The following is a 22,192-nucleotide window of genomic DNA, read 5'->3' on the forward strand; positions in this document are numbered from 1 at the left end:
CGTAATATACACTGCTGTTCAATCGTCTAGTTTTTTCCCGTTTTCATATACATAACTTGGTTTATACATCGTTACTAATTCTTCTGCCATCGTTGGATGCACTGCCATAGTCTTATCAAAAATATCCTTTGTTAGTTTCCCCTTGAGAGATATGCCAATAAGCTGTGCCATTTCACCAGCATTTTCCCCTAAAATATGAGCTCCTACGACGATACGGCTTTCACCATCAACAATAAGTTTCATAAACATTTTTTCCGAATTCCCGGAAAGAACATTGCGCATAGGACGAAAAACTGTACGATAAATCTCTACACGCTTATAACGATGGAGTGCATCTTCTTCTGAAAGACCAACTGTTCCCATCTCCGGCTGTGAAAAAACCGCTGTTGTGATTAGATCATAATCAGGTGTTGTGGGTGTATTCTCAAATGCTGTCTTAACGAAACACATTGCATCATGAATCGCAACAGGTGTCAATTGAATATGACCTGTTACATCACCAACAGCCCAAATATGTGGGACATTTGTTGTCATTCTTTCATCAACAATAACTGCACCAAATTCATTCACTTTAACACCTGCCTGCTTAAGTCCTAAACCCGTTGTATTTGGTACACGCCCCATAGCCAACATAACCAGGTCAGTACGAATTGTCTGCCCATTTGCTAAAACAACATTATAACAATCCCCTGTAGACTGTACTTGAGAAACAGTGGCTCCGTAGAGAATAGAAATCCCTTTTTCAACCATTGCATCATTGAGCAACTGGCGCAAATCATTATCAAAATTACGAAGAATTAAATCACCACGGTGGAGAAGTGTTGTTTTCACACCTAATCCATGAAAAATATTAGCAAATTCAACGCCAATATACCCTCCCCCAACAATGACTATTGATTTTGGGAGTTTTTCAAGATCAAAAATTTCATTGGAAGTAAGACATAAATCACTGCCTTTTAGGGCAGTGTTTGATGCAACTTTTGCACCCGTGGCAATCAAAATTTTTTCTGCGCTTATCCGTTCACCTGTCACACAGAGCTCTAATGTGTGTTCATCAACAAAAACGGCACGACTTTCATAAATATGAACATTGTTATCTTGTAACCCCTTGCGATAAAGACCTTCTAATCTTGATATTTCTTTATTTTTAGCCGCAACCAATTTTTTCCAGTTAAAAGTCGGATCAGCATATTCCCATCCAAACCCACCGCTTTTCCTAAACTCTTGTGCATATTGAGACGCATAAACATAGAGTTTTTTGGGAACACAACCGCGAATAACGCAAGTTCCTCCTATACGATATTCTTCTGCTATCGCAACACGCTTACCGAGTGCTCCAGCAAGGCGTGCAGCGCGTACCCCACCAGAACCGCTTCCAATAACAAACAGATCAAAGTCAAAAGATCCCACAAACTATTCCTTTTTCTATGTTTTCAACAAGAGATTCTTGTTATTTCTATTCAATGAAAGTGCTTTTTTATTCTCCAATATCATTTTTTCTATAAAGCACCCTGCTAAAAAGACTTACTTTTATTAAAAATGACGGAAAAACCGACACTTAAAAAAAACAAAAAACCTCATTATTTTGCAAACGATACCAAACTATTTGGGATTCGCTGAAGAATTAGATTTCGCAGGCGTGACAGAATTTTCCAAATGAAGGGTTTCAGACATTTCTTTTTTTACGTTTTTTACAAGATCTTGCATAATGCTAGAACGCCACGCATCAAACGTGGAATAAGCATCACGTGCAATACTCGGAACTTCTGTCAAAAACTTTTTACCGGTATCAGAACTATAGAACGCAGTGATTGCATCAAGCTCTTCTTGAGTAAAATACTTTGCGTATACCTGAGCAATTTCTTTTTCTAAATCAGAACGCCTTTTTACTAAAGCCAACGCCTGCTTATCAACAATCTCAGAAATAGCCGTTGCCAAATTCGGATCATCGCCTATCAATTCATTTTTGAGATCACGTGCTGCAGTTGGTAAAAAACTATCAAATTGATCAGTGGCATGAATCGCGTTGATAGCCTTTCTTGCTGAAATTAAATGCTGAGCGCTCACACCCTGTGCATCAACTATTCCAATATTTAAAAGCACAACGGCAACTGCACTAAAACATCCTATAAAACACTGAAAAGAAATTTTTTTTTTCATTAAATGATTACCCCGATAATTAATTGTAATTCAAATTTATTATTTTATCTAAAACCTTTAATCTCACTTTTATTACGCTGATCTAGAGATCATGTAAATTGTCTTACCTAAAAATCAAACGGTTCTAAAACTTTTATTTGACCATCTGCCATCGCTACAATTGCACGTGAAGCCAATCCTAAAAAAAGACCATGCTCGATAACACCAGGAATTGCAAGGAGTGCCTCCGATAATAATTGGGGCTGTAAAATGCACCCCCAAAATGCATCAAGAATGAAATGACCACCATCTGTTTTAAAAGGATTATTTCCATTCATCCGTAATATAATTTCACCCGAAAGCCCTAAATTATCAGCTACTTTTTCTATGGCAATGCGTGTAGTATGTACACCAAACGGATTAACTTCAATCGGCAACGCAAAAGCACCAAGCGTTTTTACCATTTTTGTTTCATCAGCGATAATGAGCATTGTACGAGAAGCAGATGCGACAATTTTTTCATATAACAATGCCCCGCCCCCTCCTTTAATAAGAGTCATCTCTGGACCAATTTCATCGGCCCCATCAATATCAAGATCTAGTTCAGGTATTTGTTCTAAGGTGCTGATAGGCAAGCCAAATTTACGACAGAGTTGTTCAGAATACTGCGAGGTCGCAACACACCTCACGCGCAAACCATTGGCAACGCGCTCACCAAGAAGAGGAATAAACTCATTTACCGTCGAACCAGACCCAATCCCAAGCCGCATATCATCTTCAATAAATTCAAGCGCCTTTAAAGCTGCCATTTTTTTTAACTGCTGAACATTCATAAATCTTTTTACCTTTTTACCAAAGCAGTGACATTTATTAAAATTTGATCACAAAGAGTAACCTATTGTATCACTCTTCCATATAATTTATTCGCCACCTTCTGGTTGAAGAAATATTAGTTATTATAATCATAAAAGAGAATAATTAACAATTTTATCTCTTGGTAAAGATTATTAACATTTTCCATATTCAATAAGCATTTTTAGTGTATTTCTCACTCTCGATAAGATGCATGCGTAAAATGCTCCCACAAAATTATAATTGTTTAGATTGCCAATTTTTTGAAAAACTGTAAATCAAGTGGGGAGCTTTAGTGAAACTGATAACCCTATTAAAATAATAAAGCCTCATCAAAAAATGTGCCTATCATTTGCTATTCTCTTCTTGCCTAGATATGAAAAAGATGGAGAATGCAGTAGTTTGTGAGATTTTTGTGAATACTGTCTGTGCCTATTCCATGGTCTATAAAACCCCATCGAGGACCAAATAACCTCTCCACTTTTGGTCATCATCACACTGCCTCGTGAGAGCAATTGTTGGAGAGTGAATATTTTTTTTGTCTTCTTATTACAGGTTTGATCATTCATTGCAAAAGTCTTAATTATGATGTCTGCCTCTCTACATTGCTCTGTTGTTTCTCCATACAGCACACTCACTTTTAATCCATTTGAGAATAAGGACACACAGGCATGATTATCACACATAAATTGTTCATTAAATGAAGGACCATATTTTGTTGGCTTGATTATCTCATTCACAAGAAATGATTTTTCCCATATGGATGTCGTGAATTTAGGGATACGGTAATGATCAAGATATAATTTGTTTTCACTGATAACACCCACAAGCCTCATATTCTCTGCTATAATGAGTTGTACAGGTGAATTCACCAAGCAAACATAAATACCAGCCAAAATAAAAGAACTAAAAGAAAACCTCAGAGATGTTTTGCAAAAAGTCAACCCAACCAAGCCTATAGTGAATAAAACCAACGCGGATAATGGCATAAATCCAGGATTAAAATCAGGAGAAATGGATGTGATAGCATGTGCAATTTTTATTACAAGACCAACACCAAAACCCATAATTTGAAGGGGCAACCATTCAAGTCCCCAAAACATTGCAAAAACTGCAATGAATCCAAAAGGGATGACGAGAATTGATACTATCGGCAAAGCTAAGGCATTGCTGATAATGCTAAAAAATGCAATATTCGAAAAATGATAAATAGCATAAATCCCACTGGCAATCCCCGCCACAAATGAAGATGCACATATTGAAAGTATCGATAAAAAGGCAAAATAGACTACTCCCGCTCCTACATAAGAGGGAGTTGTTTTTCTTTTGCGAAAAAATGACTTTCCACTGCACCAATCAAAAAATGCAATTAAAGCTGCAGTTGCCGAAAAAGACATTTGAAAGCTGGGACCTAATATTTCATGCGGCATAATAGCCAGAGTTACCAAACCCGCAATAGAAAAATTACGCATTGTTACAGCAGAACGATTACAGAGAACAGCAATCAACATAATAGCAATCATCACAAAACTTCTTTGTGCTGATACAGCTATACCGGATAGTAACAAATAAAAAGCTATTATCATTAATGCAGCAATAGCAGCGAATTTTTTAGCAGAATAATAGGATGAGAAAACTGGAAAAAGTGCTAAAAAACTACGGACAATCATAAGCACTACGCCACTCAACAAAGCCATATGCAAACCTGATATTGATAAAATGTGTGCTAATCCAGCCGTGCGTAATGCTTTATTTATGTCATTTGAAATACCACCCCGCTGTCCCGTTATAAGTGCAGCCGCAACGCTACCCTCTTCCCCCTTAATTGCCATACGGATTCTTTGTGTCATGTTCGTCCGTAAATTTTCAATTTTCTGTAAGACTATAGAGAATATTCTCTTCGGCTGTGAAATTGATATTTTGACTGGTTTTCCTAAATAAATCCCCTGCGCACCAATGCCTTTAAAATAATTATGGAAACTAAAATCGTATCCTCCCGGATATACCGGCCCAGACAATGCACGGATCTTGACTTTCCCATATAGACCATCCCCAATTGCCAATCCATGTGGTAAACGTCTTGCTGATAAACGAACACGATGAGGACCATGGCGTAATGCTGGTTTTTCTGTACTCAAGACCTCTAGAACTAAACGGTATTGTCCTCTTTGCCTTGCTTCAATAGAAACAATTCTTCCTGTTAACGTAGTAAAGACATCGCCACCCAACATTGGTGTAGAGATACGCCACGTTTCTATTTTCGCTGCCACAGTACCTAAAACAATACAAAATAGAAATCCCGTAGTGATCCATATTCTTCGGTGAGAGCGTAAAATATAGAGTATTCCAAGCAAGAGACTAACCAATACAGCCAATTGCCCCCAACTTGGCTCTCGCTCTAACCTAAAATAAAAAATGATGCCTATGGAAAAAAAGACTAAAATCAACGAAAAAAGAAGCCCAAAAGAGATTTCTTTGTTTATGCAATCTATCAACCACCTCCAGAAAAAAATTATTGCCCTTTTTAAGGGTGTAAATAAAAAAATCTTTTGTTTTTTATAATTGTCGTTCTTAGCATCATAAAAGATAGAAAAAACACCATGCCCTATCAGACGCAATGTTTTCTTTTCTGATATATTGCTTATGGACAAACCATCCTTAACATTATCTCGATGAAACATCTGCAAATCCCCCACTTTACTTGCAATGCGGCTATTGCACAGCCTATCACCTATGCTAACATATCTATTTCACAAAGTTTTATAAATAACATTGTAATTTTAAAGGAAGATATTCGTGCCCGTTATTACCCGTTTTGCCCCCTCACCAACAGGATTCCTTCATATTGGAGGTGCGCGTACAGCGCTTTTTAATTGGCTTTATGCAAAACATACCGGTGGAAAAATGCTCCTACGAATTGAAGATACAGATCGAGAGCGCTCAACAGAAGCAGCTGTAAAAGCTATCATAGATGGTCTCCATTGGATGGGACTTAGCTATGACGGTAACCCTATTTCGCAATTTGAACGTGCAGAGCGTCATCGCCAAATCGCTGAACAACTGGTAAAAGATGGAAAAGCTTATTATTGCTATGCTTCCCCTGAAGAATTAGCTGAAATGCGTGAAAATGCCCGAGCAGAAGGTCGTCCACCGCGTTATGATGGGCGTTGGAGAGAGCGTGATATATCGAAAGCTCCTAAAGATATAAAACCTGTTATTCGTATCAAAGCACCACAAGACGGCGAAACAATTGTGCATGACCGCGTTCAAGGGGATGTTTGCTTTCCTAATAAAGATCTGGATGACTTTATTATCTTACGTTCTGATGGTACACCCACTTATATGCATGCCGTCGTCGTCGACGATCATGATATGGGGGTAACACATATCATACGTGGTGATGATCATCTCACAAATGCTGCCCGCCAAACAATCATCTTCAATGCCATGGGATGGGATATTCCTGTTATGGCACATATTCCACTTATCCACGGTGAAAATGGCGCAAAATTATCAAAACGGCATGGCGCACTCGGTGTCGATGCTTATCGAACAATGGGGTACCTTCCTGCTGCTTTGCGCAATTATCTCGTCCGTCTGGGTTGGAGTCATGGTGATGACGAACTCATGTCAATCGAAGATATGATTTCCTGGTTTGATATTGATGATATTAATAGAGGTGCTGCACGTTTTGATCTCAAAAAGCTCGATGCCATCAATGGACATTATATACGTACGAGCAATGATCAGGACCTTTTTGATGCTGCTCTTAGTATTTTAGAAGAAATTAAAGGTGGATTACAAATCATGGAAAGGCTTGATGAAAAACATCGGGATCAATTTCTAAAAGCTATCCCCAATTTGAAAGAACGCTCCAAAACACTGTGTGAACTCATTGATAATGCCTCCTTCATTTTTACAAAACGTCCATTACAGCTTGATGAAAAAGCACAAATGCTCCTAGATAAAAATGGCCTAACCATTTTAAAAGCTGTTTATCTTGCACTGAAAACTTGCCCTTCTTGGGATGTGAAAAGCTTGGATGAAACTCTTCGATCTTATGCACAAACACAAGGGCTTAAATTTGGATCTATTGCTCAACCCCTTCGCGCTGCTCTTACAGGACGTCCAACATCTCCGGGAGTTTTTGATGTCCTTGTTTTATTAGGACGCGATGAATCTCTTAACCGTATCAATGACCAACTTGCAAATTGATTGCGCATGGCATACAAATTAACCTGTTTAACCTAAGGAAAATATACTTAATTACTCTGGACTTCAAGGATAGATGCCTCAACGCAAATTAAAAGTTATCTTCTCTTGCAAAGAATTGAAATACATGTTTAGCCAAATCACAAATATAAAAATATTTTTAGATTGCATGTATAAACTTTTAGAGTAAATCTACCCTCACATAGTAGAAAAAGCTTCGTTATTTATAGCGTTCCCTCTCTGATGAAGCGGCATCTTGATTTTCAAGGGAGAAGGATCTGAAAGGAATATCTTATGTCTGAGAATAAAGCACACATTACTGTGAATGATAAAAAAATAGAACTCTGCGTGCGTAAAGGTACACTTGGTCCTGACGTTATTGAAATTGCTTCTCTCTACAAAGAAACAGATACTTTCACCTATGATCCTGGCTTTACCTCAACCGCTTCTTGTGAATCAAAAATTACTTATATTGATGGCAATGAGGGAATTTTGCTTTATCGTGGTTACCCTATCGACCAATTGGCTGAAAAAGGGGACTTTCTCGAAAGCTGCTACCTTTTACTTTACGGTGAGCTGCCAACAAAACAAGAAAAAATTGATTTTGACCGCTGTATTATGCAGCACACGATGCTACATGAACAGTTTGTAAGATTTTTTCATGGTTTCCGTCGCGACTCTCATCCTATGGCAGTCATCATTGCATGTCTTGGAGCTATGTCTGCATTCTATCACGACTCTATTGATATTACAGACCCTCAACAGAGAATGATCGCTTCTATTCGTCTGATTTCAAAGGTTCCAACTCTTGCCGCTATGGCCTACAAATATAGTATCGGGCAAGCATTCGTTTATCCACGTAATGATCTTAGTTACGCTGCAAATTTCCTCCGTATGTGTTTTTCTGTTCCTTGTGAAGAATATAAAATTAATCCGGTGCTTACTCGAGCTATGGACCGAATCTTTACTCTTCATGCAGATCACGAACAAAATGCTTCTACATCTACTGTACGTCTTGCAGGATCATCGGGTGCTAATCCATTTGCATGTATTGCAGCAGGTGTTGCATGTCTTTGGGGACCAGCGCATGGTGGAGCCAATGAAGCATGCCTCAAAATGTTACAAGAAATAGGTTCTGTTGAAAGAATTCCTGAATTCATTGCACGTGCAAAAGATAAAAATGATTCTTTCCGCCTTATGGGTTTTGGTCACCGAGTCTATAAAAATTATGATCCACGTGCAAAAATCATGCAACAAACCTGCCATGAGGTTTTAAAAGAACTGAACATTCAAGATGATCCACTTCTTGATATTGCTATCGCACTTGAAAATATTGCTCTGAATGATGAATATTTTATTGAGAAAAAACTTTACCCTAATGTCGATTTCTATTCTGGCATTACATTAAAAGCTCTAGGCTTTCCAACCGAAATGTTTACTGTTCTTTTTGCACTAGCACGCAGTGTCGGCTGGGTTGCACAATGGAAAGAAATGATTGAGGATCCTGCACAAAAAATTAGTAGACCACGCCAACTCTACACAGGCTATACTACACGTGAATATGTCCCTATAGACAAGCGTGTAAATTAAAAAGAAGATAATTACTCAATAAAGCTTCAGTTTCTTGAAGCTTTATTGAGAATCTTCAAGGGTCTAAGATCAAAATATTTAAAAAACCTTGTTTCTGAAACTCTTTCCATAAGCTATAACATAACTACATAAAAATCATGATGAAAATTTTCTGATAAACTCTGTTTAGTGAAACAATAGAATGAAAGACATTTTTTCTAGATAAGTAACGTATTTGCAAAATAAAAAAACTTTTATTGGTAATTCCATTCAATGAGATACGTATTGCTCCCCGCTTCATCTATAACTTAGAAGCCACTATCCACATATAAAAAACTCAGAGATGATAAGAATTTCACTCTCCCCCTAAAAAGGTATCGTAAAAAATCGTCCAAGTGTTATTTTATATTATTTAAAACGAAAAATAGTTTCTGTCCTTTCTCTACAAATTCAAAAAAGATCTCAAAACTATTATTGAAATTTTGCTATAAAAAGCCAACAGCTACAGCAATTATTGTTGTGTGCTTATCATAATCCTGTAAAAAAAATCTTTTTGGGATCATCTGTTAACGATATAATTCTTTTACGAGTAAAGAGTTTCTCTGTACAAGAAATAATTGATCTTTTTTATGTTCATCGTATATAGATATTAATAAAGTTATTTTACTTAAATTGCATTTTTTTCAAAACTAAATTCTCACCTTTTGTGAATAAAATATTTCTTTCTTTTGTATCTTATCTTGAATAAAAATAGATAATTTTTTTAATAATGATACCCTTAAAACGATAATGAAATGAATCCCTATAAATTTTCGGATTGCTCTCAGAAGAACTTACAGATTATAAAATACATTGATAATCTAATATTCTCTCGCTTATCCGACAGGAGAACATAATGAAACTATTAGCTGTAGTCCTCATAACAAGTGCAACACTGTTCGCCCAATTGGCCAATGCTAAAACGCTGAAAATTGCAAGTGATGCTTCCTATCCCCCATTTAGTTATGTCAACTCAAATAACGAACTTCAGGGTTTTGACATTGATATATCTTATGCACTGTGTAAAAAGATGAATGTCGAGTGTACCATCGTCACCCAAGACTTTGAAGGAATGATCCCCGGCCTTCTTGCAAAAAAATATGATGCTATTATTTCTTCCCTCGCTCCTACAGAAGAGCGCCTACAGAAAATTGACTTCACTGATGCATACTACAGCACAGAATTAGTTGTAATTGTTCACAAAGATTCAGGCATTAAAGAAATCTCTGCAGAAGCTTTTAAAGGTAAAAATCTTGGTGTGCAATCAAATACAACACAAGCTGCGTACGCAGAAGATCATTATGCCTCTGAAGGTGCAAATATCAAACTTTATCCTACAGCAATAGAAGTTAAGCGTGACCTTTTAAGTCGTCGGCTTGATGTCGTCATCACTGATAAACTGGCAGCAGTAAACTGGCTCGAAAATGAAGAAAAAGATTGCTGCCAACTTCTTGGAAATCTGGAAAAAACAAAACTTCCTATTGCAATTGCTATACGCAAAAATAATAACGATCTTAAAAATAAATTCAATGAAGCAATAAAAGGAATCCGTGAGGATGGGACCTATGATAAAATTATGAAAAAATATTTTACATTCGATATTTATTAAAAATATCACTATAAACTAAATTTGAACAAATTATTTATTTGTAAGAAAATTTATCTTATTTGTGAGGAGCACAAGAATGGCTGAAAACTTAGCATTGCTATCATTTAGCAATGGAGGGTGGGGTGTGGTTATACTTTCGAGTGCAGGGATGACATTATCATTGGCTTTCTGCTGTGGTCTCTTAGGACTTCCTCTAGGACTGCTAGGTGCACTGATGATACGATCCAATATCAAGATAGCTAAAGCTGTAGCTACCCTTTTTTCATCAGTATTTCGTGGATTACCAGAGCTTTTAACCCTGTTTTTAGTCTATTATGGTTTACAGAGTGTTATTCAAACTACTCTTGATTATTTTAATATTGAAATAATATTTAGTATCAATGCTTTTATTGCTGGTGTTCTTGCACTTAGTATGGTTCTTGCTGCTTTTTCTTGTGAAGTTTGGCTCGGAGCATTCAACATTTTTGACAAAGGTCAATATGAAGCTGCTAAAGCTCTGGGGCTTTCACGCTCAACTACGTTTTTTCGTGTTGTCTTTCCTCAACTTATTCGGAATGCCTTGCCAGGACTTTCCAATAATTGGCTCACTTTACTTAAAGATACATCACTCGTTTCAACCATTTCACTTGTTGACCTTATGCAACAAACAAATTTAGCAGTCGCTGCCACTAATAAACCTATGCTATTTTACCTTGTGGCATGTTTACTTTATTTATTATTTTCAGCATTTTTTTCCGCAATCCTATATTATCTAGAAGCACGCACTCAACCAGGATGTCAAAGGGTTTTAGTACCATGATTCCTGAGTGGCTCCATTTCCTTTTCAATCCTACTCTCTTGAACCGTTATGGATTGAAATTTATTGATGGATTTCTTGTTACTTTTGAGCTGGTTTTTATTGCTTGCTCTCTTGGTTTTTTTCTCGGTATGCTCATTACATTTGTGCGCTTATCAAATAATAGGCTTTTGCGGTATTTTGCACATGCTTATGTTTATTTTTTCCGTGGATCTCCCTTATTGGCTCAACTTTTTCTTTTTTATTACGGACTTGGTTCAATGAGCAACTTTTGGCAACAGGTTGGTTTATGGTGGTTTTTCCAGAACGCATGGTATTGTTGTATTTTCATTTTTGCACTCAATTCTGCTGCTTATCAGTCCGAAATTTTTAAAGGGAGCTTTTTATCCGTAAAAACTGGACAAATTGAAGCATCAAAAGCTCTAGGGTTGAAAAGCTCTACAACTTTTTTTAAAATTATTCTTCCACAAGCAATGATTGTAGCATTACGTCCCTTAGGAAATGAATTTATTTTAATGATTAAATCCAGTGCCATTGCCTCACTTATCACTATTTATGATTTAATGGGGATTGCTAAACTCACTTATTCACGTACATTTGATTTTCAAGTTTATGTTTGGGCTGCTCTTATCTATCTTCTTACCGTTGCCCTTATTCACCGTTTTATAATCGCGATTGAACGCTACCTCACCCGACATTTACGATAAACAAAACTGATCAGAAAAATTTTTACCAAAAGGAAAATTCTTACCAAACTAGAATATTAAATTAATCAATTTATTCATCAATGAAAGAATAAAAAAGATGAATTTGAAAAATAATAAACCTATCTCTCCCTCTAAAAGCGCAGTAATCTCTATTCGGAATTTAAATAAATGGTACGGAAACTTTCAGGTGCTTCATGATATTAACCTAGATGTTGAAACTGGACAACGTATCGTGATTTGTGGGCCCTCTGGATCAGGAAAATCAACTTTAATTCGTTGTATTAATCAATTAGAACAAGCACACAAAGGTTCAATTTGTATCCATAATATTGATATCCATACCGCTCCTATACATCAACAAAAAACGGTTCTGCGCAAAGTAGGAATGGTTTTTCAGCATTTTAATTTGTTTCCCCACATGACTGTTCTGCAAAATTGCATTTTAGCACCTATGACAGTCCAAGGGCTTTCCAAACAACAAGCAAAAGAGCGTGCAATGCATTATTTGACACAGGTTGGAATTGAAAAGCACTGTGAAAAATATCCTTTACAACTCTCTGGTGGACAACAACAACGTGTCGCAATTGCACGTGCACTTTGCATGAAACCTGAAGTGATGCTTTTTGATGAACCAACATCAGCTCTTGATCCAGAAAGTGTTGGAGAAGTTCTAGAAGTTATGGCTCAATTAGCAGATACAGGAATAACAATGATGTGTGTTACCCATGAAATGCGTTTCGCTCGAGAAGTTTCAGAAAGAATAGTTTTTCTAGAAAACGGAAAAATTATTGAAGATACAGCATCTGACGAGTTTTTTACCAATCCCAAAAGTCAACGTGCTCGTGATTTTCTTGCTAAAATTAAACATTAATCATCACCATTATTTTATTTAGTTGTTTTATTTACGAAAATTTTAAAGGTCCACCTCTCTCTTTAAGGAGGGTGACTATTGTTTGAGCAGCGATAACTCCAGATGGCATTTCAGTCTTCATTTTCTGTTCTACCATCTCAAAAGCATCGAGCTGTGCCTGTCGTAATAAAGGATTATACAAAAGTTGTTCTATCTGCCTTGCTAACATGCCAGGACGTAGGAATTCATTAAAATATTCTGGCACAATAGGCTTATCAGAAATAATATTTGGAAGAACACCACTCCATAACATTATTTTGGGAAAAATGAATAGTTTAGAAAAACAGTCAAGTTTATAGCAAAGAACCATAGGAATTTTTGCTAATGCTAATTCAAGTGAAACCGTTCCAAGTGCCGCAAGTGCAACATCTGCCTTCGAAAAAGCATGCCATTTCGCATCTTCACCAATAACAATTTCTACTTTGCTTTTCCAGCTCTGGATAAAATTTTGAATTTCACCTACCAAATGGGGTAGGGTTGGTAAAATAATATGTAAATGAGGGATGCGTTGTACAAGAGTTTCTACTACTTCTTGAAAAATAGGCATTAAGGAGCGAATCTCTGAATTGCGTGACCCTGGTAAAATAACTAACGTAGGCGATAATGTTTGTTGAGCAAACAAATGTTTTTTTTCTGATTGACGTCTTTTTTCTAATTGAATAGTCAAGAGCGGAGGATAAGTTACAAGACGATGTCCAACGTAGGTAGTGGGTGGACCTCCCAAATCCTGCATAATCTTTTCTTCAAAAGGAAAAACCGCCAAAACATGATCAACAAATTGACGCATAGCTTTAGCGCGCTCAGGCCGCCATGCCCAAACCGTTGGTGCAATATATTTGACGATAGGAATAGAAGGCGCTAGAACACGCACTTTTTTTGCAACACGATGGGTAAAATCAGGGCTATCAATAATAATTAAACAATCGGGTTTTTCTTGTGCAATAAATTTGGATAAATTGCCAATCTTCATCAATAATGATGGAAGTTTCTTTAATACTGCGCCTAAACCGATTAAAGCAATATCTTGAGAATCAAAAAGGCTTTTTAAGCCTAATGCCTTTAAATGCCTCCCTCCAACACCAATCAAATCAATGTTGCATCCTGTCTGTTGTGACAAATAAGACATTAAATCTGCTGCAAGCAAATCACCAGATTCTTCGCCTGCAACAACAGCAATTTTTAAGAAACACTCATTCATGATTAAATTTTTCAAATGTTTCTATAAACAAAGAATATTTGTTGGCTTTTTCTAAGGTTGTTTTCACTGACAATATCAAACTTCTATTTGCTTCCACGGCAATTCCAGCCAATCCACTCTTTGCAATATTCATTATTGTTGTAGGCCCAATTGAAGGCAAATCAACGCGATGATCTTGTTGTGGCTTTGCACATTTAACAAGAACACCACCTTTAGGGGGAATTTGTCCTCTCTCTCGCATTTCGCAAATCCGCCACAGCATATTATCAGTTCCCTCTGCTCCCTCAACCGCAATCACCCTTCCATTGATAGCCACTGCTGCTTGCCCTATATCTAAACTTCCTAAAAGCTTTGCTGCTTCTGCTGCTAATAAAATATCTTTTTTTTCTTTTCGTGTAGCTCGCCGTAATGTTAAATCAAAATTTCTTGGAGCTAAAAGATTTGGAACTATCTCATGAGCACCAATAACACGAAAACCATGTGCTTCAATAACCCTTATAAAGGCTTTTAATAACACATCATCTCCTCTCCTCAAGGCTCCAATTAACTTAGGGAGAGCTAAAAATGTTGTCCAATCGAATTGCAATTGCGTAAGGAGCGGACGCCTTTTTACACCACCAGCCAAAACAATATTACAAACGTCAGCTGTCTTTAAGATTTTAACAAGCCGCGCTAATTCTACAATTGATAACTCGCAATGTTCATAGCGATAAAGCAAAGCATCTGCTTCATCACGCAAAAGAACAAGAAAAGGATTCTGTCCACCTTTTTCAAGTTCTTGAGCAATCGTGATAGGTAGAATACCATTTCCTGCTATAATAGCAGTGCGGCCGGAAGGAAAACTTCTCGCACCAAAGACAGGCATTTTTAATCCTTATTTTCTTTTATTCTATCACCTTCAAATTTTGGCGTACAATAAAAACGTTTCCCTTCTTCTTTAATAAAATTAACAACATCAATAACAGACTGAGAAGTAGGATAGGAAGAAGCAACATCGCTGACACGCTCTTTAAACGGCTTGCTATGATCAAAAAGCATAGCAACTGCATGGCGTAATGCATGAATATCTTTACGCTCAAGACCTGCACGCTTCATACCAATAATATTTAATCCTGCCAGTTTTGCCTGCACACCAACAGCTGTTCCATAGGGAATTAAATCGCCAACCAGTGCCGACACCCCACCAATAAATGCATGATGCCCAACACGAACAAATTGGTGAACAGCAGCACCACCACCAATAATAACATAATCACCAACAGTAACATGACCAGCGATCATCACATTATTTGCAAATGTGACATGATTGCCTACAGAGCAATCGTGGGCGATATGTGCATAACAAAAAAATTGGCAATGATCACCCACGGTCGTCATTCCCACACTCGAATCGGAGCCTCTATGCATTGTTACGCCTTCACGAATCGTACAATTTTTACCAATAGAAAGAGTTGTACAACCTCCCTTATGTTTATTATTTTGCGGTTCTGCTCCCAAAACTGCATGTGAAAATACTTTACTATCGGCTCCTAACGTTGTTTTTCCCATTATCACAACATGACTCATCAAACTGCATCCATCACCAATAACAGCCTGTGAACTAATATGACAAAACGGCCCAACGCATACATTCTCACCAAGCTGCGCTCCCTTCTCTACAAGAGCAGTTGGATGGATTTTCGTACCGGACATTTTTAAATCCCCACCAATATCGTTTACTCTTTCTCGAGAATCATTGCAGCAATTTCGGCTTCGGCAACACGAACTCCCTCTACCACTGCAACACAGGAAAAACGCCGCATGCCAGATCGCTTTTTTAAAAGCTGGACATGAATCTTTAGCTGATCACCAGGCACAACTGGCTTACGAAACTTCGCATTATCAACAGTCATAAGATAAACCAAATTTGTTTGCTTATTCCCTAATCTTAAAAGCGAAATTGCTCCTGCTGTTTGTGCCATAGCTTCTAAAATCAACACACCAGGCATAACTGGTTTTGCAGGAAAATGTCCCACAAAATGCGGCTCGTTAATGGTTATATTTTTAATACCAATAGCCTCTTGTTCGCCGTCAATTTCAACAATCCGATCAATCAATAAAAACGGATAACGATGCGGTAATATTGAGAGCAATTTTTCAATATCTACCGTCTCTAAACTTTTAATTCCTTCGGTGGTGACCATATTAGCGTTTCTCCTTTTTCACTTTGCCAATATTACGCAAAGCAGCGACTTCACGGAACCATTGTTTAAATGGTCGCGCAGGACTACCTCCCCATTTTTCACCATCCGGAATGTCATTCATAACACCACTCCCAGCAGCAATCTGAACATATTTACCTATGACGATATGGTCTGCCACCCCAACACTGCCGCCAAGTTGAGACATATCACCTATGGATGTACTTCCAGCAATTCCACATTGAGCGGCAATAAGACAATAACGACCAATCTTTACATTGTGAGCGATCTGTACTAAATTATCGATTTTGCTTCCCTCACCAATAATGGTATCCTCAAATGTTCCACGATCAATTGTTGTATTGGCACCAATTTCTACACCATTCTCAATGATAACACGACCAAGCTGCGGAACTTTTTCAATTCCAGAAGCACCACCGACATAACCAAAACCATCTTGCCCAATGCAGGCACCAGGGTAAAGATGAACTTTATCACCTATCAAAGAATACTGAACCGTTACCTTGGGAGCAATATAGCAATCACGCCCAATACGGCAGTTTTCACCAATGACAGCAGTCGATGCAATAACAGATCCTGAACCAATCTCAACATTTCTCCCAATAACAGCTCCTGCTTCAATACATACATCCTGTGCAAGCTTAGCACTTGGATGAATATGCGCGTGCGGAGAGATCTCTCTCTGTCCAAACCAAGGCATTGGCTTAACAGAATCAGGAAATAAGATGCGACCAATCTGAGCAAAATCACGCTGAGGCGTCGATGTCACCAAAATTGCCATAGATTCCGGAACTTTAAAAACGATTTCATTCGTACAAAAAACAGCAACAGCAGAACTTCCCACCAAAGCATCAGAAAACTTCCTATGCTCCACAAACACAAGAGAACCTTTTCCAGCACTTTCAAGCGAAGAAAGAGTATTTATAACTGTATTAGAAAACTCTGGATTAAGAAGTTTTGCACCTGTTAACTCCGCAATATTGGCAACTGTCAATCGCCGGGACGGCGTAAAAAAAAATGTATCCGCCATCAAAACACTTTCTCTCCCAGCTTACCCCATTCTCTTTAAATTGTTCCCTCTAAAGGAAATTTAAATCAGAATTTCGTAGAAATACCAAAGTTCAATTGCTGCAAACGATCCCCTTCTTGCTTTTTTATTGGCCAAGCATAATCAAAACGCAGCGGACCAAATGGTGAATCCCACATCAAACTCACCCCTGCAGAAGAACGCAATGCACTTTTAACATTCGTAACAGGCGTTTCACCCTGCAAAACAGGTTTATAATTATTGCCATAGAGCGTTGCAATATCGGCAAATAACGCACCGCGGAATCCTAATCCTTCAGGCACAACAGGTATAGGAAACTGTACTTCAGCAGTTGCATTCATATAGGTCGTTCCCCCTAAGAAATAAACTTCACCTTTGTTGGAAACCTGACGTGGACCTATGCCGTTATATTTGAAGCCACGGATCATATCAGTATTTACTTTAAACATATCGAAAATACGCACACCCTCTCGGCCTATTTCGTGGATATAACCACCACCAAAAGAAAGTAAACCGACAAGATCCATCCGGTCAGAAAGCGTTTTATACATCATCGCTTTACCCGTTGTCTTCAAGAATTTCGCATTGCCGCCAAGTCCTGCATATTCCTGAAGAACACGCACATACCATCCATCATGGGGATTTTTCATATCATCAATACTATTATAGGTTAGACCATAACTAATTGATGAACGTTTCCAAGGGCTATGCTGTGCTGCTTGAACAATTGCACCAGAATATTTCCCATATAACTCTCTTATATCAGTCTCTTTGCTTAAGTCATATTCTTTACCAAAATCATATTCTTCCTGCACATAAGAATAAGCTAAATTAGCAGACAACTGGTCATTAACAGGCATCGAAAACCGAAGTGACCCACCCGTCTGTCGTACATCATATGCTTTATCAGCACGGTAAGTACTGCGAAAAATATCAACCCCAGCAGATAAACGATAACCCAAGAAGTAAGGATCAACAAACGACAAATTGTAATTACGCGATTTCTCTTGCCCAGCACCTAAGCCTAAGCGAACATACTGACCACGCCCCCCTAGATTACGCTCGGTAACAGATACCTCAAGTGACATACCAGGACTTGTACCACCGGTTGTATACCCTCCAGAAAAAGAAAGATCTCCTGTTGGAGCCTCAACAACATCTACAACCAAAATAACCTGATCGGCTTGATCGGTGGGAACCATCGAGATATTAACAGCTTTAAAAAAGCCTAAACCTTCTAGACGAAGTTTCGCTCGCTGCAATAAGGTCTGATTGTAAGCATCACCTTCATTTAAATCAAGCTCACGGCGAATGACATAGTCACGTGTCTTTTCATTACCACGGATCTCAATACGCTGAACATACGCCCGAGGACCTTGTTCAATGTTATACAAAATAGAAATTGTGTGATTTGCCAAATCACGATTGCCCCGTGGCTCAACTTTAGCAAAAGCATACCCCGAATCAGCAGCCCTATTGTTAATAATTGCAACAGATTGTTCAATATTCTCTGCACTATAAATATCACCTGGATGGGTTTTAAGTATCCCTTTCATAGATTGAACATCAATCCCATCGATATCACTTTCAATCTTAACATCCCCAATTTTGTAGCGCACCCCTTCATCGAGAACAAAATCAATTTTATAAGCATTATGTGCTTCATCAAAAACTGCTTTAGAGGAAATAACGCGAAAATCCGCATAACCACGATTATAGTAAAAGCGACGCAGCGCCTCTTCATCAGCAGCCAAACGCTCTTCACTATAAACATCACCTCTCAACAACAACGAGAGTATTCCTGAAGGCTTTGTTGAAATTACATCACGTAAACGGCGACTTGCAAACGCATGATTTCCTTTAAAAGTTATATCACTAATCTTTGTTCTGCGACCTTCAGCGATATTAAAGACCACATTTACGCGGCCTTTCCCAAGGTTAATAGTTTGAACACTAACAGCAATATTATTACGACCAACAGTTTTATAAGCTTCACGAATCACATTAACATCAGCTGAGAGCTTAGCAGAATTAAAAGGCTCATTGGGCTTTAAAGAAATAAACCGCTTAAGATCAGGATCTTTAAGAGATTTATTTCCTTGAAACAGTACTTGATTGACAACTTCGTACTCTTTGACAAAGACAACAAGCTTATCGCCTACTTGGTTTATTTTAACATCATAAAATAATCCTAGTCCAAAAAGACGCTTTACAGCAGAATCCACATCACCACTAGAAAAATTCTTGCCAACTTTAATATCTATATTATCTCGAACTGCCTGAGCACTGACAAATTTATTTCCGTGAACGTCAATGGAACGGACAACAGATGCCTGCACCCCTCCAACCATTGCAATTGATACAAAGGCTGTTGTTGGGGCAATAACCCTCATACCTAACACCAACACAGATGCTGCATTTAAAAACCTTGAATTGATAGTCATTGGTTTTTTACCTTATCTTATTCCCTGAACACAACGCCTCAAAAAGCCAACTGCCATAAAAATTCCTTTACACAGCGAGACTTTCCACCCCTTAATTACTCATTATAGTGCACGATGCCACAATATTTTGTGGATATGGTAAACAACTTTTCATTTATATCTTTCTATTATTACCTAATTTGTAAAATATTTTCCATAATTTAATTAGCTAAACCAACAAAAATAATCATTAAAGAGCGCAAAAAACATAAACAAGAGAACAATACAAAGGCCCAAGCGAAAAATAATCTCCCGAATTTTAGCTGATACTGGCTTTCCAGTAACGATTTCAACAACATGAAATAACAAATGCCCACCATCAAGTGGAGGAATTGGAAAAAGATTAATAAGTCCAATACCTATCGAAAGAAAAGCTGTAAAATTCAACAAAGAGAGGAAACCTGTCTCACTCACTTTCCAAGCAATTTTAACTGTCTTAGAAGGGCCACTTAGACGACAATGATCTTCTTTTCCACCGAGTAAACGCCCCACGAAAAAAATTGTTTGGGTAACAATAAATGTAGCACGTTTTGACGCTTCTCTCAAAGCTCTACCAAAACCATAATGAATGTGTTTTACATAGGCTTGATCTAAACGTGCAGGATTATTTGGATCAACAGGAACCCCCACACCTATCAGTCCACTCCGAACCCGATTACCAAATCCATCATCTCTCTCGACCACTTTTGGTGTAATCACCGTCGTAAATAGCTGCCCACTACGTTCCATTTTAAATTCTATAGGCTCTCCACCGTGAAACGACACATAGTTCATCAAATCTTCAAAACTCTCAACCTGTTGACCATCCATTTCAATAAAACGGTCGCCTAATTGTAAACCAGCCTGAACAGCAGGAGAATCTTTTACAAAAGACCCAACAACTGGCTCAATAGCTACACGACCATATGTAAAGAAAAAAAATGTTAAAATAACAACGGTAAAAAGAGCGTTGAATAAGGGACCAGCAAAGACAGTCGCTGCTTTTTTCCAAGCATGCGCACTAGCAAATGAACCGTCAACAATTGGACGTGATTGGAAAGATGCTCCACACCCATCCTCCTCATCCCCTATAAATTTTACGTACCCCCCCAAAGGAATAAGTGCTAAACGCCACTGTGTACCATGCTTATCTTTGTACCCAACTATTTGTGGTCCAAACCCAAGCGAAAAAATTGATGCCTTGATACCGCACCACCGCCCAATAAGATAATGCCCAAGTTCGTGAACAAAAATGATCACTATAACGACGAAAAAAACGCTCAAACTTCTCAAAAGTAAGTCGCTCAAAGCACTTATATGATTCAAAAAATCCAAAATATCTTCTCCCGATTAAACCATAGAAAAAAGATTAAAAGGTGTATCCATATCAGACATAAAAGAACCAATTAAATAAAGAAGAAAAGCAGCCCCTACTAACCCATCCATACGGTCCATAAACCCACCGTGTCCAGGCAATAAAGAACTAGAATCTTTAACAGAAAATCGCCTTTTGAGCCACGATTGCCCCAAATCACTCATTTGCGAAACAATTGATAAAATCAGTGCAAGAAATGGCACAAAAAAAAATTGCTGAATTTAAATCAAAAAAACGAAAAGCAATCAATAGACCGCCAGAAACTCCGACAAATGTACCACCAATTGCCCCTGCCCATGTTTTATTAGGGGAAAATTGTGGTGCTAATTTAGGACCACCAAATGCACGTCCACTAAAATATCCAGCAATATCGGTTCCCCACACTATCGCAAATAAGAAGAGAACAGCCCAGAATCCTAACGGCTCATGACCACGTAAAAAGCACAAAGCCAAAACCGGAAAACATACATATAAAAAACCAGAAAAAACCCAAATAGTCCTTCTCAACGGCCCGATAGCTAACAGTGCTGAAAAAGCTAGCAAAAAACAAAAAATTAATGAAGCAGAAGCGTTCGATACAAAAAAAGCGCCAAAAACTAAATAAAAAATACTCGCTAGTATTTTTTGTGAAACATGCCACTTTTCTTTCGTAATACTCACCCATTCGTAAAGAATAAAACCGCCAATAACCCACACAAATAAAAAAAATACAATGCCCCCAACCCATGTTAAATACAAAGCAATAAATCCAAAAACAAAAGCAGTCAGAATACGAGAAATCAGATTAGACAAAATAATTTCCAAACATAAAATTAAAAAGACAAACCTCAAAAGCCCCTGCAAACAAAAAAGTTCGGCTTTGCTACACAGTATTTTTATATTTACATTTTGCAAACTTTACCGATAATTTACCATAAATGATCGACTCTACCAAGAGAGTTGTTCATAAGACCAATAAACAGTGATAACAACTTGAAAAGTTTACACATAAAAATCAATCCTAAAACATATGTTCCAATATATCATTCACTTTCAAAATAAAAAAATGCGCTTCACTCACCATATACCCCATGAA

General features: G+C 37.8%; 17 protein-coding genes and 1 pseudogene. 6 read left to right on the forward strand and 12 right to left on the reverse strand.

Going from position 1 to position 22,192, the window contains the following annotated elements:
* Positions 1 to 18 precede the first annotated feature (18 nt).
* The 4 genes from gor to BN200_RS00080 form a co-directional block, all read right to left on the reverse strand.
* Complete coding sequence (gene gor / locus BN200_RS00065) at positions 19 to 1,410, reverse strand: glutathione-disulfide reductase (RefSeq protein ID WP_019220363.1); 1,392 nt, start codon at positions 1,408 to 1,410, stop codon at positions 19 to 21.
* A gap of 192 nt (positions 1,411 to 1,602) precedes the next feature.
* The gene (locus tag BN200_RS00070; protein ID WP_019220364.1) at positions 1,603 to 2,160 is read right to left on the reverse strand and encodes a DUF2059 domain-containing protein; all 558 of its coding nucleotides are present in this window, start codon (positions 2,158 to 2,160) and stop codon (positions 1,603 to 1,605) included.
* Between the two features lie 107 nt (positions 2,161 to 2,267).
* Positions 2,268 to 2,972 carry a ribose-5-phosphate isomerase RpiA gene (gene rpiA, locus BN200_RS00075; protein WP_019220365.1) on the reverse strand — a complete coding sequence of 235 codons (705 nt, stop codon included), beginning with the start codon at positions 2,970 to 2,972 and terminating at the stop codon, positions 2,268 to 2,270.
* A gap of 351 nt (positions 2,973 to 3,323) precedes the next feature.
* Positions 3,324 to 5,672, reverse strand: coding sequence for a ComEC/Rec2 family competence protein (locus tag BN200_RS00080; protein ID WP_019220366.1), 2,349 nt, complete (start codon positions 5,670 to 5,672; stop codon positions 3,324 to 3,326).
* 115 nt (positions 5,673 to 5,787) lie between these two features.
* Between BN200_RS00080 and gltX the strand changes: the two genes are divergently transcribed.
* The 6 genes from gltX (at position 5,788) to BN200_RS00110 (ending at position 12,794) form a co-directional block, all read left to right on the forward strand.
* The gene (gene gltX / locus BN200_RS00085) at positions 5,788 to 7,206 is read left to right on the forward strand and encodes a glutamate--tRNA ligase (RefSeq protein ID WP_019220367.1); all 1,419 of its coding nucleotides are present in this window, start codon (positions 5,788 to 5,790) and stop codon (positions 7,204 to 7,206) included.
* 291 nt (positions 7,207 to 7,497) lie between these two features.
* The gene (gene gltA / locus BN200_RS00090) at positions 7,498 to 8,793 is read left to right on the forward strand and encodes a citrate synthase (RefSeq protein ID WP_019220368.1); all 1,296 of its coding nucleotides are present in this window, start codon (positions 7,498 to 7,500) and stop codon (positions 8,791 to 8,793) included.
* A gap of 874 nt (positions 8,794 to 9,667) precedes the next feature.
* Positions 9,668 to 10,420: a transporter substrate-binding domain-containing protein gene (locus tag BN200_RS00095; protein ID WP_019220369.1), complete on the forward strand. Its 753-nt coding sequence runs from the start codon at positions 9,668 to 9,670 to the stop codon at positions 10,418 to 10,420.
* A 76-nt stretch (positions 10,421 to 10,496) separates the two neighbouring features.
* Positions 10,497 to 11,219, forward strand: coding sequence for an ABC transporter permease (locus BN200_RS00100; RefSeq protein WP_019220370.1), 723 nt, complete (start codon positions 10,497 to 10,499; stop codon positions 11,217 to 11,219).
* Positions 11,216 to 11,923 carry an ABC transporter permease gene (locus BN200_RS00105; RefSeq protein ID WP_019220371.1) on the forward strand — a complete coding sequence of 236 codons (708 nt, stop codon included), beginning with the start codon at positions 11,216 to 11,218 and terminating at the stop codon, positions 11,921 to 11,923. The genes BN200_RS00100 and BN200_RS00105 overlap by 4 nt, the downstream gene beginning before the upstream one ends.
* 97 nt (positions 11,924 to 12,020) lie before the next feature.
* Complete coding sequence (locus BN200_RS00110) at positions 12,021 to 12,794, forward strand: amino acid ABC transporter ATP-binding protein (RefSeq protein WP_019220372.1); 774 nt, start codon at positions 12,021 to 12,023, stop codon at positions 12,792 to 12,794.
* Positions 12,795 to 12,825: 31 nt separating this feature from the next.
* On the opposite strand, the gene lpxB is transcribed toward BN200_RS00110, so the two are convergent.
* The 8 genes and pseudogenes from lpxB to BN200_RS00150 form a co-directional block, all read right to left on the reverse strand.
* Entirely contained in the window at positions 12,826 to 14,031 is a 1,206-nt protein-coding gene (gene lpxB, locus BN200_RS00115) for a lipid-A-disaccharide synthase (protein WP_019220373.1), read from the reverse strand.
* Positions 14,024 to 14,896, reverse strand: a complete 873-nt coding sequence (locus tag BN200_RS00120; RefSeq protein WP_019220374.1) for an LpxI family protein — start codon at positions 14,894 to 14,896, stop codon at positions 14,024 to 14,026. Before BN200_RS00120 ends, lpxB begins: the two co-directional genes overlap by 8 nt.
* A gap of 2 nt (positions 14,897 to 14,898) precedes the next feature.
* Positions 14,899 to 15,723, reverse strand: coding sequence for an acyl-ACP--UDP-N-acetylglucosamine O-acyltransferase (gene lpxA / locus BN200_RS00125; protein WP_019220375.1), 825 nt, complete (start codon positions 15,721 to 15,723; stop codon positions 14,899 to 14,901).
* Between the two features lie 23 nt (positions 15,724 to 15,746).
* Positions 15,747 to 16,214 (reverse strand): 3-hydroxyacyl-ACP dehydratase FabZ, encoded by a 468-nt coding sequence (gene fabZ / locus BN200_RS00130; RefSeq protein ID WP_019220376.1) that lies wholly within the window; start codon positions 16,212 to 16,214, stop codon positions 15,747 to 15,749.
* Position 16,215: 1 nt separating this feature from the next.
* The gene (gene lpxD, locus BN200_RS00135; protein ID WP_019220377.1) at positions 16,216 to 17,262 is read right to left on the reverse strand and encodes a UDP-3-O-(3-hydroxymyristoyl)glucosamine N-acyltransferase; all 1,047 of its coding nucleotides are present in this window, start codon (positions 17,260 to 17,262) and stop codon (positions 16,216 to 16,218) included.
* Positions 17,263 to 17,327: 65 nt separating this feature from the next.
* On the reverse strand, positions 17,328 to 19,724 hold the full coding sequence (bamA, locus tag BN200_RS00140) for an outer membrane protein assembly factor BamA (RefSeq protein WP_019220378.1): 2,397 nt from the start codon (positions 19,722 to 19,724) through the stop codon (positions 17,328 to 17,330).
* A 204-nt stretch (positions 19,725 to 19,928) separates the two neighbouring features.
* Entirely contained in the window at positions 19,929 to 21,077 is a 1,149-nt protein-coding gene (gene rseP / locus BN200_RS00145) for an RIP metalloprotease RseP (protein WP_019220379.1), read from the reverse strand.
* A gap of 15 nt (positions 21,078 to 21,092) precedes the next feature.
* A pseudogene (locus BN200_RS00150) lies at positions 21,093 to 21,909 on the reverse strand (phosphatidate cytidylyltransferase).
* Between the last annotated feature and the right edge of the window lie 283 nt (positions 21,910 to 22,192).

Source organism: Bartonella senegalensis OS02, assembly GCF_000312545.1.
GTDB classification, from domain to species: domain Bacteria; phylum Pseudomonadota; class Alphaproteobacteria; order Rhizobiales; family Rhizobiaceae; genus Bartonella; species Bartonella senegalensis.

What these genes read in the sequence shown, in the direction of transcription:
- BN200_RS00070 (WP_019220364.1), bottom strand. Translation starts at nt 2,160, where the DNA reads ATGAAAAAAAAAATTTCTTTTCAGTGTTTTATAGGATGTTTTAGTGCA.
- rpiA (WP_019220365.1), bottom strand. Translation starts at nt 2,972, where the DNA reads ATGAATGTTCAGCAGTTAAAAAAAATGGCAGCTTTAAAGGCGCTTGAA.
- BN200_RS00080 (WP_019220366.1), bottom strand. Translation starts at nt 5,672, where the DNA reads ATGTTTCATCGAGATAATGTTAAGGATGGTTTGTCCATAAGCAATATA.
- gltA (WP_019220368.1), top strand. Translation starts at nt 7,498, where the DNA reads ATGTCTGAGAATAAAGCACACATTACTGTGAATGATAAAAAAATAGAA.
- BN200_RS00095 (WP_019220369.1), top strand. Translation starts at nt 9,668, where the DNA reads ATGAAACTATTAGCTGTAGTCCTCATAACAAGTGCAACACTGTTCGCC.
- BN200_RS00100 (WP_019220370.1), top strand. Translation starts at nt 10,497, where the DNA reads ATGGCTGAAAACTTAGCATTGCTATCATTTAGCAATGGAGGGTGGGGT.
- BN200_RS00105 (WP_019220371.1), top strand. Translation starts at nt 11,216, where the DNA reads ATGATTCCTGAGTGGCTCCATTTCCTTTTCAATCCTACTCTCTTGAAC.
- BN200_RS00110 (WP_019220372.1), top strand. Translation starts at nt 12,021, where the DNA reads ATGAATTTGAAAAATAATAAACCTATCTCTCCCTCTAAAAGCGCAGTA.
- lpxB (WP_019220373.1), bottom strand. Translation starts at nt 14,031, where the DNA reads ATGAATGAGTGTTTCTTAAAAATTGCTGTTGTTGCAGGCGAAGAATCT.
- BN200_RS00120 (WP_019220374.1), bottom strand. Translation starts at nt 14,896, where the DNA reads ATGCCTGTCTTTGGTGCGAGAAGTTTTCCTTCCGGCCGCACTGCTATT.
- lpxA (WP_019220375.1), bottom strand. Translation starts at nt 15,723, where the DNA reads ATGTCCGGTACGAAAATCCATCCAACTGCTCTTGTAGAGAAGGGAGCG.
- fabZ (WP_019220376.1), bottom strand. Translation starts at nt 16,214, where the DNA reads ATGGTCACCACCGAAGGAATTAAAAGTTTAGAGACGGTAGATATTGAA.
- lpxD (WP_019220377.1), bottom strand. Translation starts at nt 17,262, where the DNA reads ATGGCGGATACATTTTTTTTTACGCCGTCCCGGCGATTGACAGTTGCC.
- bamA (WP_019220378.1), bottom strand. Translation starts at nt 19,724, where the DNA reads ATGACTATCAATTCAAGGTTTTTAAATGCAGCATCTGTGTTGGTGTTA.